Source organism: Achromobacter pestifer, assembly GCF_902859625.1.
GTDB lineage: Bacteria > Pseudomonadota > Gammaproteobacteria > Burkholderiales > Burkholderiaceae_B > Achromobacter > Achromobacter pestifer.
The window spans coordinates 459,072-471,240 of the sequence record NZ_CADIJX010000005.1 but is presented as its reverse complement, the minus strand read 5'-3'; the positions used below and the strand labels follow the sequence as shown (position 1 = coordinate 471,240).

The window sequence follows — 12,169 nt, the reverse complement described above, 5'->3', positions numbered from 1 at the left end:
GTTTTTTCCCAACCCCAGAGCCGATGTTGTAAATTGTAGTCATTCTCATCTATGTTCGCGCGTTTCCATGGCTGCTTCCGACCCGACCCCGCAGCACTCCCTTCATACGCTGTACCAAGACCATCAGGGCTGGTTGCAGGGCTGGCTTCGCAAGAAGTTGGGGTGCGCCTTCGACGCAGCGGATCTGGTGCACGACACGTATCTGCGCGTGCTGGCCCGCCGAGAACCGGGGGACATCCGCGAGCCGCGCTCCTATCTGGCGACCATTGCGCATGGCCTGATGGTCAATCACCTGCGGCGCAGGGATCTTGAACGCGCCTACCTGGATACGCTGTCCGCACTGCCTCAGACGCATGCCCCGTCGCCCGAGGCGCGCGCGCTGGCGCTGGAAGCCTTGTTCGAGATCGATGCCATGCTCGACGGCCTGCCGATACCCGTGCGGCGTGCGTTCCTGCTTTGCCAGCTTGAAGGCCTGACCCACGCCCAGATCGCCAAGACCTTACGTGTTTCCGTGGGCTCGGTGCGACTTTATATCGCGCGCGCATTGCGCCATTGCCTGGATGTGGCGCCGTGAACGCTGGCGGAGCAGGGCGCATCGACCCGCGCGCGCTGGATGGCGCGGTGGATTGGTTCTTGAGGCTGACGTCGGGCACCGCCACCGAGACCGATCGCTTGGAATGGCAGGCATGGCGCCAGGCCGATCCTGAGCACGAACGGGCCTGGCAGCGCACTGAAGCGTTGACACGACGCTTTGACACCTTGCCCAAGGGCGTTCTGCCGGTGTTGGGTCAGCCGTGGTCACCCGCCCGACGACGTGCGCTGGGCAAACTGATCGTGCTGGCCAGCGCCGGGGGGGCGACCTGGTTCGCGTATCGCGACGAGGCGTGGCGCGGCTGGGTGGCGCAGTATCGGACGCCGGTGGGGGCGAGGCGCGACCTGGCGTTGGCTGATGCCAGCCGCGTCGTGCTGAATGCGTCGACGTCCATGGACGTGCTGTTCGATGCGCAGCAACGCCTGATCGCGCTGCATGCGGGGGAAATCCTGGTCGAGACCGCGCCCGACCCGGAGCGCCGCCCACGGCCCTTTATCGTTCGGACTCGCGAGGGCAGCATCACGGCGTTGGGCACCCGCTTCGTGGTCAGGCGCGATGACGGCGTATCGGCCGTGCAAGTGCTGGAAGGTGCGGTGCGGGTGGCCGTCTCCGGCGCATCGGACGACGACGCGCGGATCGTGCCGGCCGGCATGGGTCTGCGCTTTACGGGGGGGCGCACCGCTCAACCCGAGCCGCTGACGGGCGATCCGTCGGCGTGGCAGCACGGCATGCTGCAAGTCGACAACATGCCGTTGAATGCGTTCCTGCGCGAGCTTTCCCGCTACCGGACGGGCTGGGTCGATTGCGCACCCGAGGTGATGCACCTGCCGATCTCTGGCGCGTTCCCGCTGGCGGACACCGACCGCGTGCTGGCGAGCATTGCCGACACCCTGCGCTTGAGCCTGCGCTATCGCACGCGCTACTGGGTATCGATCGTGCCGCAAACCGGCGCCATGAATTTGTAACCGCGACTAGCACTTTGCGCGTCTTATCTGGCTACGAGGGTAAGACCAACCTTTGGAGTGCCCGTCATGCCCCCGCGTTTTTCCCATTTGCGCGCAAGCGTCTTCCGTCATGCCTTGCGCGGCGCAACCGCTTTCGCATTTCCGCTGGCGGGCATGATGGCGCCAGCCCACGCGCAGACGGCCAGCGGGCAGGTAACGGTTGCCATCGAGCCAGGGCCACTCAGCGCGGCAGTCTCCGCATACGCCGCCCGGGCAGGCGTCCTGCTTTCCTTTGATCCGGCGTTGACGCGAGACCTGCGGTCGCCAGGGCTGAACGGGACCTACGGTTTTGAAGAGGGACTGCGTCAGTTGCTGGCCGGCAGCGGCCTGGAATCCGCGCGGCGGCCTGACGGCGGCTACACCCTGCGCAGGCTGCCTCTGGGCGAGGTCACGTCCTTGCCCGCCGTGACAGTCACCGGGAATCGTGACGGCGATGCCCCGACGGAAGGGTCGGGGTCCTACACCGCGCCTGCTTCCGGCGTCGCCACGCGCATGGGGCTGTCTCTGCGTGAAACGCCTCAATCCATCAGCGTGGTCACTCGCCAGCAGATGGACGACCAGAACCTGGTCACCTTGGATGAGGTGTTGCGCCAGACGCCGGGCATCGTGGCAGACCGGCTGGATGAGCGCGTACGCTTCACGTCGCGCGGCTTTGAGCTGAATACGATGATCGACGGCTTGCCGACACTGGCCTTCAGCGGCGTGGCGGCCGAGGCCAGCATGTTCAACACCGCCATCTATGACCGGGTGGACGTTCTGCGCGGCGCGGCGGGCCTGCTCAACGGCGTGGGGACGCCCGGCGGCGCCATCAACCTGGTGCGCAAACGGCCCACCGAGGAATTCGCGGGCAGCGTCACTGCGGGCGCGGGCTCATGGAACCGCTATCTGACGGAAGCGGACTTGCGCGGTGGCCTGAACGCATCGGGCTCGGTGCGCGGGCGTATTGTGGCCTCGCACAGCGCGGGAGACAGTTTCATCGACGACAAAAAGCGTAAGGATGATGTTTTTTACGGCATTGTCGAAGCCGACCTGACCGCCAACACCCTGCTGACTGCCGGCTACGAATACGAGAAGACCGCCATCGACGGCGCCAACTTCGGCCAGAGCCCGCTGTACTTCAACGATGGCACGCGCACGGATCTGCCGCGATCCTTCAATTCCAGCACGCCCTGGAGCGTCTGGAACATGACCACGCAGCGCGCCTTCCTGAATCTGGAGCATCGCTTCGCGAACGAATGGCGGGTGAAGGCCGAAGCCGCCTATATGAAGAACGATCGCAAGCGTTACGGCGGCGACCTTTGGTTGTGGCCGTCGGACATCAACCCCGACACCGGCGAGGGTGTGCTGGATCTGGGCAACAACCCCGCTGGCAGCACGAACAAGTCCTTCGACATCTATGCAACCGGGCCCTTCCAATTGTTCGGCCGCACGCATCAAGCCAGCGTGGGCTTCAACCTGAACAGCTATTCCAACTGGGTCTCGGGCACCAGCGCCGTGCCCGGTGGCGACGATAAACGGCCGATCAACATTTACCAGATGTCGGCCATCCCGAAACCCGATTTTCCGTATCCCGCCTTCAAATTCGGCACCGACACGGAGGAACGCGCCCTCTATGGCTCCACGCGCCTGAAGCTGGCCGATCCGTTATCCCTGCTGCTGGGCGCCCGCGTGTCCTGGTACCGCAGCACCGATTGGGACCGGTCATGGGCTGATGGCGGCGATGGGCACCGCACCGTTGCCGCCCCTACCCGGGAAAGCAGCGTCTTCACCCCCTACGCAGGCATTGTCTACGACGTCAGCCAGAATTACTCCGTCTACGCCAGCTACACCGACATTTTTCAGCCCAACACCGCGCGTGACCGCAACAACCAGGTGCTGGATCCCAAGCGCGGAAAGAACATGGAGCTGGGCATCAAGGGGGAACACTTCGACGGTGCGTTGAACACCAGCTTTGCCGTGTTCAGGACGCAGGAAGACAACGTTGGGGTCGATGACGTTGGCGCACCGCCGCTGCCGGACGGCACCGCGCCGCAACGGGCTGAGAAGGGCGCTCGCAGTCAGGGCTTTGAACTGACCGCCGCGGGTGAGGTGCTGGCGGGATGGCAAGTCATGGCTGGCTATACGTATCACGCGAAGCGGGACAAGCATGACGTGTTGATGAATCCGACCTATCCCCGCCGATTGCTGCGGATCGCCACCAGCTATCGGCTGCCGGGCGATTGGAACAAGCTGACCGTCGGCGGTAGCCTGAGTTATCAGAGCGACATCTATTTCGACGAATACTACGGATTGGGGCGAGTGAGGCAGGGTGGGCTTACCCTGCTGGGATTGATGGCGCGTTACGACATCAGCAAGAATGTGAGCACGTCATTGAATGTGGAGAACCTGACCGACAAGCGTTACTACGCAGGATTGGGCGGGTACAACGGGTATACCTATGGAAATCCGCGAAACGTGTGGCTGAGGGTCAAGTATCAGTTTTGATGCCACGGGGAACCGTCCTCGGGTTCTGAAATAAACTGCATGGAAAGACGGGCTGCGCGGGTTTGCACCGGCCGCTCTCGAATCACGTCAACTTCCGCCGCCCTTTCCATGCCTATCGATGACCTCATCGCCGCGCTGACCGCGCCGATCCACACTCCCGACGACCTGGATTCCCTGGAGCAGTTCTTCAAGCGCCCCGAAGTCGGCGCGTTCTACGCCTATGCCCAAGAGCCGGCCCACACCGCCGCTTGCCTGCAAGCTTGCGCGGAACTGCTTGCCACGCTTCATCCCGGCCGTGCATCGGCACTGGCCTTGATGTGCGGTTCGCTGGTGGAAGATGGCGCCGATCCCGCCGTCCTCTTTCCCACGCTGCAATCGCTGTTGAAGCAATGGCTGCAAACCCTGCGTCCGTATTGCGCGCTGGAAGTCGAAGAGGATGATGAAGAAGTCGAAGAGGCCGATCGCCAAGCCTGGTCCGATGCACAAGAGAAAATGGCCGAGGTCGCCACGGACAAGCGCTGGGAGATCGAAGCCCTGCACCAGGCGGTGGACACGCTGGTTCTACCCATGATGACCATGCTGATGCGTAGCCGCGCCAACCATCAGGCCTTCATCGCCGACAAGGAATTGCTGTTGCTGCTGCACGCCATGGCGACGCTGAACGACAGCCTGCCATTCGAGCAGCTGCATTACCTGTGGCTGGCATCGCAGATCAGTTACGAGGACGAGCTGATCATTGTGCTGCCCACGTCGAAGACGGGTTTTGTTGCCCAGGCGCATGGCATCAACAACACGTTCCATGCGTTCACGCTATTGCAGATTCTGATTGGTGAACACGCGCAGGCGTTGGGCGTGACGCGGGAGATCGCCGCGCGCGAGCCAGACATGGAACGGGATTCGGCGGATTTCCAATGGCTACAGGCGGGTGCCTTTGTGAACGGCGAACTCGTCAACTCGATGCAGTATGCCTGGGGCGAAGCCGCGTTGCGGGACAACATGCCCCGCAACGGCAAGCGCGTGCTGATTGCACTGGAGACAGAAGAGGGCATGAAGCGCAACTGGTCGGGATTCAATAGCGCGATCCACGATGCGCAACAGCCATCCATGACGTTCAAGCGTTACCTGACGCCGGAAGAGGTTGCTTCGTTTCTGGCGTGACGCGGCGGCCTACGGAATGCGTGTTGCGTCGGCTCAGTGTGCTCAGGTAGCGACGGGCAACTGATTCGTCACGCAATGAATTCCACCACCGCCGGACGCGATCGCATCGATATTCAGCTGCACCACCTTGCGGCCGGGATACAGCCGGGTCAGTAGGTCGTAGGCCTTCCGGTCTGCGTCGCCGTCGCCGAACTCCGGCGCAATCACTGCGTCGTTGATGACGAAGTAGTTGATGTATCCGGCGGCGAAATCCGGGTTGCTATCCAGGAATTTGCTGCGCCGCGGACGCAGCGGCGGGCTCATGGTGTGGATTTCCAGGGGATTGCCGTCGGCATCGGTGGCACGGCGCAGGATGTCCAGGTGGGTGCGGGTGAGGGCATGGTCGTAGGAGTCCGGGTCCATGTCCAGGTTGGCGACGACAACGCCTGGCCGCGCGAAGCGGGCGTAGAAGTCCACGTGGGCGTCGGTGATGTCGCGGCCTTTGATGCCGGGCAGCCAGATGATCTTGCGCAGGCCCAGGCAGCGCTTGAGTTCGTCCTCGACCTCAGCCTTGGTCCACTCGGGATTGCGGTTGGCATTGATCCAGCTGCTTTCAGTCATGATGCCGGTGCCGCGGCCGTCAACCTCGATACCGCCGCCTTCGCCGATGAGGTCGCTTTGCCGGTATTCGGCATTGGCCAGTTCCACGGTTTCAGCGGCAATCTCTGCGTCGGCGGCATGGCGTTGCTTATCGCCCCAGCCGTTGAAGTTGAAGTCCACGCCGCTGACGCCGCCTTGTCCATTCAGCAGGAAGTTGGCGCCGATGTCGCGCATCCAGATGTCGTCCAGGCGGGTTTCGACGAACGTGACATGGGTTGCGCCGCAATGGCGCTGCGCCTGACGCAGTTCGCCTGCGCGGCAGAACACGGTGACGGGCTGGTACGTGGCGATGGCGCGGGCAATCCGGCCGAGCGCGGCCTGGACATCGGCGGTGAAGTCTTCCCAGATGGCGTCCTGGGCACCGAAGGCGATGAAGGCGCGCGCCTGGGGGGCGCCTTCATCGGGCATGTGCCAACCTGGCTTTTGCGCGGCGCGTGCGGCAGCGGGTGCAAGCAAGCCCAGACCGAGTGCGGCGGCGGCGCGGGCGCCGATAAGCAGAGAGGCTTGTTGGATGAGTCGGCGGCGGGAGGGCACTGGAATCTCCTGGAATTCGGGGGAATTGATAAATACTGGTTATGTGAAAGGAAAAGGTGCGCACCTCTTGGAAAACAGTGTATTTCTGGATAAAACATGCCGACAAGCGATATATTTAGCGGAATTATGATTAGCAGAACTTATCAATATGCTTAAGCAATGGCCTCCGCTGAATGTGCTTCGGGGCTTCGAGGCCGCCGCCCGGCTGGGTAGTTTCCATCAGGCCGCCGCGGAGCTGCATCTGACGCAATCGGCGATTAGCCAGCAGGTTCGTGGCCTGGAAGACTATCTGGGACAGCCCTTGTTCTTTCGGCAGGGCCGCACGGTGTCGTTGACCGATGCCGGGAGGGATCTGCTGGCGACGACGCAGGCGATGCTCCAACAGTTGGCGGCCGGCATTCGTCGGCTGGACCAGTATCGCAAGCCCAATCAATTGGTGGTGAACACCAGTCCGGCGTTTTCAAGGCACTGGCTGCTTCCCCGGCTGGCGTCGTTTCGCGAGCAGCACCCCGAGGCGGATTTGTGGCTGTATACCAGCGACGCCGCGCCGGACATGGCCAAGCAGACGATCGACATCGCGATACGCGATGACATGGGGCCACAAGCCGATTGCGAGTTTCGCGTCTTGTTTGAAGACCGCTTGTATCCGGCTTGCCACCCACGCTGGTTGGCACCAGAGGCAGGGTCGCGCCCCACGCTGCATGGCGAACGAGAGATGGATTGGAGCCATTGGGATACGCAGGGCGGGGCCGATGTGGGGCAGCGTGCGCAAGGCATGAATTTCTCGGACCCGGGCCAATTGCTGGATGCTGCCCGTGAGGGGCTGGGCATGGCGCTGGTCAGCAGCCTGTTGGCGGATCGATCTTGCCGTGACCGCTCGCTGGTGGCATTGACCGACCAGACGGTGCGTGGCCCGAAGTGGACGTGGCTGGTGCATCGGGACAGTCAGGGCGACTCGTTGACACGCGCTTTCTGCGAATGGGTGTGCGGAGAACTGGGGGCGCCGTCCTAGGACAGCGCGGCGCGAGGCGCATCGCGGAACGCTACCGGCCGATGCGCAGGCGTTGCCCTTCATGCCGGATGCGCAGGCCGTAGGTTTGCGCCAACATGCCAACGGCCAGCGGCAGATCGTTGACGGGGAAGGAACCCGACACCCGCAACGGATTCAGCGAGGCATCGCATTCGATGATGTCGCGGCCATAGCGCATCAGTTCATCAGCCCATGACCGCACGGGCATGTCGTCCGCCACCAGCAAACCCTTGCGCCAAGCCAGTGCGTCAGCATTGGCGGGTTCGATGCGGCCCAGGCCGTGGCGGTCGAACCGGACTTGGTGTCCGGCCTCGATGACATTGGCGCCCAGTGGGGCGCCTGCCCCGTCCAGATGGACCTGCACGGCTCCTTCGTACACGGCCAGCAGCGTGTGATCGGTGAGTTGCCGCACGGTGAACCGGGTGCCCAAGGCCAGCATCAGCCCGTGATCGCTCTGCACCAGGAACGGGCGCGGCGGGCGCTGGATATCCGTTGCGGTCACGACATGGATTTCGCCTTGACGGAGGCGCAGCAGCCGCTGCTGGTCGTCATAGCGCACGTCCAGTGCTGTGCCGGTGTTCAGGGCGATCTCGGCGCCATCGTCCAGCTTGATGTCCAGGCGTTCGCCAACCGCCGTCACGTAGTCGGCCGCCAGCCAGTCCCGCCAGATCTGATGCCGCCATGACAGCCATCCCAATGGGGCCGCTGCGAGCAGCAGGGCGATGCTTCGCAGCATCGCACGCCGTCCCGTCTGCGCGGGACGTTGTAGTGCGGGTTTTGCCAAGGCAGGCGGCAGGCCGCCCATCCGGGCAAGCAGCCGTTCCGCGCGTCGCCAAGCGCGTTGATGATCACTGCTGCGCACGCGCCAGCGCTCAAACTCGGTTTGCTGTGTGGGGGCCAGTGGCGCCTCTTGCATCAGCAGCAACCAGGTCGCCGCCTCTTCCAGGATGCGCGGCGAAAGCGGGACGTCATTCATCGGGCATCAGGCTCAGGCATGCCAGATAGGCTTTGTGAATGTCGCTCTTGATGGTGGGGACCGACACCCCCAGAGCCTGCGCGATCTCCTGCTGTTTCATGCCGTCCAGCGTCGCCATCAGGAACGCTTGTTTGACACGCGGTTTCAGCGTGTCGAGGATGGCGTCGATCTCGTGCAGGGTCTCCAGGATGATGCTTTGCTGTTCGGGCGACGGGTGCTGCGGTTCGGGCAGCGTGGCCAGCGCGTCCAGCCATGCTCGCTCCAGCGTCTGGCGGCGCATCCAGCTGAACAGCACGCCCTTGGCCACGGTGGTGAGGTAGGCGCGGGGTTGTTGGATCGACTCGCGCCGCGTGCCCGCGCGGCTGGCCAGGATGCGGACGAAGGTGTCGTGAGCCAGGTCGTCCGCCATGCCCGAGCCCCAGGAGTTCAAGCGGTAAGCCAGCCAATTGCGCAGCCAAGCGTGGTTCTCGATATAGAGGGCCGCGACGCTGTCGCGTTCTGCGCTGGGGAGCGGTGGGCTTGGGGCGGTCATCACGGAAGCGGGCAGTTCAAGGACAGGAAGAGAGGGGGCGTAGCGGCGACTTTGCCTGGCGCGCGTTGTGCGTGGTTGGCATTTGAATAAAAACAATTATCATTCAGTAATTAGCGATTCGCAACCTGAGGGCCAGATGTGGAGCTTGCAAACAACAGTGGCCGCCTGGTCGATCCCATGAACCATCCCCAAAACCTATCCCTTTTCCGATCTCGTGCGGCAAGGGCTCTGAGAACTCGCGTCAGACGCGGGAACCAGACCCAACGAGTTAGGAAAAGCATGCATCGAGTCCGTCGTCTCCCCTCAGGTCCGCAATCGTCATGGCGGTTGCGCCCAGCTGTGTTCGCGTTGCGTTGCGCGCTGATCAGTCTGCCCGCAGGCGGCGCTGTCGCCCAAGCGCAGGACGCCCCGGCAGCCGCCGCCGCCCCAACTGCGCCTACCCGGTTGGACGATGCCGCACTGCGCACCTATGACGTCGCCGCGGGCCCGTTGGGCACGGCATTGGGTAGCTTCGCCAGCCAGTCGGGATTGTTGCTGTCGTTCGACCCGGCGTTGACGCGCGGCTTGACGGCGCCCGCGTTGGTGGGGAGCTATACGGTGCGTGCTGGCTTGCAACGGTTGTTGGCGGGGACGCCGCTGCAATTGGTGCCACGCCAGGACGGCAGCTACGCGCTGGCGTCGATGCAGACGTCATCTTCCGGCGCTTTTGCGTTGCCTGCGGTGTTGACCACCGCTGACGGGTTGCCCGAGAAAGAGGTCTATACGGCGCCGCGTTCATCCGTGTACCTGTCCAGCCAGGACATTGATCGGTTTGGCCGGATTTCCGCAGGCGATCTGCTCAAGGGCGTGCCGGGCGTGCAGGTGGGCGATAGCCGCAACGGCGGCGCGCTGGATGTGAATATCCGGGGCATTCAAGGGCAAAGCCGCGTGGCGGTCAAGGTGGATGGCGCGGAGCAAGCGCTGGACGTCTACCGTGGTTATGCGGGCACGCAGCAACGCAGCTACATCGACGCGGACCTGATCAGCAGTGTGACGATCAACAAGGGCCCATCGATGAAGTCGGGGGCGATCGGCGGTTCGGTCGAGATGCGCACGATTGGCATCCAGGACATTCTGGTGGACGACAACACATTCGGCGTGCGTCTGACGGGCGACGTCTGGAATAACGGCGTCGAGCCCGCCTATCGCGACCCCGACAACAGCAAGGAGAGTCTGTTTTCCGCGCCGCACGACAGCCGCGGCAGCTTGTTCGGTTCGCAGGCGAAATCAGGCAGCATTGCCTTGGGGTACACGAACGACCGCCTGGACCTGGTGGCTGCCTATGCGCGCCGGAATCAGGGGAATTACTTCAGCGGCAAGAAAGGGCAGGACCGTTATCGCACATACAGCAAGTATGGCCGTGAAGAGAGCAGCGTGGCCACCGTCTACAACGCTGGGGAAGAGGTGCTGAATTCGTCAGCGGAAACGGAGTCGATCCTGCTGAAGGCGACGATACGGCCAGCCGACGGTCATACGCTGAGTTTCAGCTACCGCAACTACGACGGGAAAATGGGCGAGATCATGCCATCGGATATCTTCCGATCCGGCACGGCCGGCATCTATCAGTACCCGTTGAGTGAAGTCAAGATCGACACCTACACGGCGCGCTACAACTTCCAGCCGGCGGGTAACCCGCTGGTGGACCTGACGGCGAACCTGTGGATGACGGATGCCCAGACCAGCCAACTGACAACGGTGCTGGCGCCGAAATCGCAGGCCTACCGATCGGATCGGAACTGGACTCGGCTGGCTGACCGCCGTATTGGCGGTGAACTGGGCAATGTCTCCAGATTTCAGACGGGTGCCGGCGATTTCAAACTGGATCTGGGCAGTTCGTTCCAGATTGAGGACATTCGCCCGCAGAAGGGCGTGGTGACCACGCAGCACGACATCAACGCTCGCCGTACGCTGCGCGACGCTTCCAGGCAGGAGTTCAGCTTCAGCGGGCAATTGGACTACAAGCCGATCGACAGGCTGACTCTGTGGGGCGGTGGCCGCTACAGCCACTTCACGACGAAGGACAACGGCATCTCCGCCACGGCCCGGCGCGAGGACCGTGAATTGCGCTACATCTCGGCGTCCAAGCCCGGCGGTTGGGGCAACATGATGTGGTTCCCGGACCAGAACGGGCAGTACACCGATGCCACGGACCCCCGGCTGAATAACGGGATCGTCTTCGGCAATACGAACAATCCCTTCGAGGGCGTTCCGTTCAACGAGTTCGGTGCGACCCGCGTCAATGTGTACCCGTCGCAGGTCGGGCCGGTGGTCACCGGATACGACTATTCCGGCAAGCAGCGCAGCAGTGGCGGCGGCTTTTCGCCGTCGGCGGGCTTCAATCTTGAACTGGTGCCCGACACCTTTGTCTATGCGTCCTACACGCAGGGCCTGCGCATGCCGTCCTTGTTTGAAACCAGCCGGGGCACCTTGCAAACCGACCCAGGCAAGGCACTGAAGCCCGAGCGCTCGAATAGTTGGGAACTTGGCGCCAGCACCTTGCGCGGCAATGTGCTGACCGACGGCGATTCGGCCGCCATCAAGGTCGCGTACTTCAACAACAACATCAAGAACTACATCACTCGCTATTACGATCCCAGCCCAGGCAACAACGGGCTGATGCAGTTCAGCAATACCGACAGCTTCAAGACCAGCGGCCTGGAATTGCAGTCGCACTACGACGCGGGCCGCGTGTTCGCCGACTTGTCAGCGACCTATTACCTGAAGACGGAGACCTGCGACGCGGCGTTCGCGGCACGCCTGCGCGCAAGCGCCAATCGATACCAGCAGACTGGAGATACGCCGAACTGCACGCCGGGAAGCTTCATGGGGTCGTACACGAATACGCAGAATCCGCCGAAGCTGGCGGTGAACCTCACTACCGGCCTTCGGTTCTTCAGTGATACGCTGACCGTGGGTGGCCGCATGACGTACACGTCTGGCCCCACCGTCAAGGCCGACAAGCCGTGGCAGACCGGCGCGACGACGCCCCAGCTTGTCTACCATCAGGTGACGCTGTTCGATCTGTTCTTGAACTACAAATTGCGTGAGCACACTCAAATCAATGTCTCACTGCAAAACCTGACCAACCGCTACTACCTGGACCCTCTGGCCCAGAGCTTCATGCCCGCGCCCGGCCGTACGCTGCGCGTGGGGGTGCAGACCAGGTTCTAATCCGAGGAGT

At 63.1% G+C, this 12,169-nt stretch carries 9 protein-coding genes; 6 read left to right on the top strand and 3 right to left on the bottom strand.

Annotation, left to right across the window (positions count from 1 at the left end):
* The first annotated feature begins 67 nt into the window (after window positions 1-67).
* The 4 genes from HV753_RS21300 (at window position 68) to HV753_RS21285 (ending at window position 5,238) form a co-directional block, all read left to right on the top strand.
* Window positions 68-574, top strand: a complete 507-nt coding sequence (locus HV753_RS21300; protein ID WP_175176571.1) for a sigma-70 family RNA polymerase sigma factor — start codon at window positions 68-70, stop codon at window positions 572-574.
* Window positions 571-1,557, top strand: coding sequence for a FecR domain-containing protein (locus HV753_RS21295; protein WP_175176570.1), 987 nt, complete (start codon window positions 571-573; stop codon window positions 1,555-1,557). The genes HV753_RS21300 and HV753_RS21295 overlap by 4 nt, the downstream gene beginning before the upstream one ends.
* Window positions 1,558-1,623: 66 nt before the next feature.
* Complete coding sequence (locus HV753_RS21290) at window positions 1,624-4,080, top strand: TonB-dependent siderophore receptor (RefSeq protein WP_175176569.1); 2,457 nt, start codon at window positions 1,624-1,626, stop codon at window positions 4,078-4,080.
* A gap of 108 nt (window positions 4,081-4,188) precedes the next feature.
* Window positions 4,189-5,238, top strand: coding sequence for a hypothetical protein (locus HV753_RS21285; RefSeq protein ID WP_175176568.1), 1,050 nt, complete (start codon window positions 4,189-4,191; stop codon window positions 5,236-5,238).
* 42 nt (window positions 5,239-5,280) lie between these two features.
* On the opposite strand, the gene HV753_RS21280 is transcribed toward HV753_RS21285, so the two are convergent.
* Window positions 5,281-6,411, bottom strand: coding sequence for an agmatine deiminase family protein (locus HV753_RS21280; RefSeq protein WP_175176567.1), 1,131 nt, complete (start codon window positions 6,409-6,411; stop codon window positions 5,281-5,283).
* A gap of 148 nt (window positions 6,412-6,559) precedes the next feature.
* Between HV753_RS21280 and HV753_RS21275 the strand changes: the two genes are divergently transcribed.
* Window positions 6,560-7,423, top strand: coding sequence for a LysR substrate-binding domain-containing protein (locus HV753_RS21275; protein WP_175176566.1), 864 nt, complete (start codon window positions 6,560-6,562; stop codon window positions 7,421-7,423).
* 31 nt (window positions 7,424-7,454) lie between these two features.
* Here HV753_RS21275 and HV753_RS21270 read toward each other — a convergent pair whose 3' ends face one another.
* On the bottom strand, window positions 7,455-8,417 hold the full coding sequence (locus tag HV753_RS21270; RefSeq protein WP_175176565.1) for a FecR domain-containing protein: 963 nt from the start codon (window positions 8,415-8,417) through the stop codon (window positions 7,455-7,457).
* Window positions 8,410-8,949 carry a sigma-70 family RNA polymerase sigma factor gene (locus HV753_RS21265; protein ID WP_175176564.1) on the bottom strand — a complete coding sequence of 180 codons (540 nt, stop codon included), beginning with the start codon at window positions 8,947-8,949 and terminating at the stop codon, window positions 8,410-8,412. The genes HV753_RS21270 and HV753_RS21265 overlap by 8 nt, the downstream gene beginning before the upstream one ends.
* Before the next feature lie 339 nt (window positions 8,950-9,288).
* Here HV753_RS21265 and HV753_RS21260 point away from each other — a divergent pair, with 339 nt between their 5' ends.
* A complete protein-coding gene (locus tag HV753_RS21260; protein ID WP_246288341.1) occupies window positions 9,289-12,159 on the top strand; it encodes a TonB-dependent receptor in 2,871 nt (956 codons plus the stop codon).
* The last annotated feature ends 10 nt before the right edge of the window (window positions 12,160-12,169 follow it).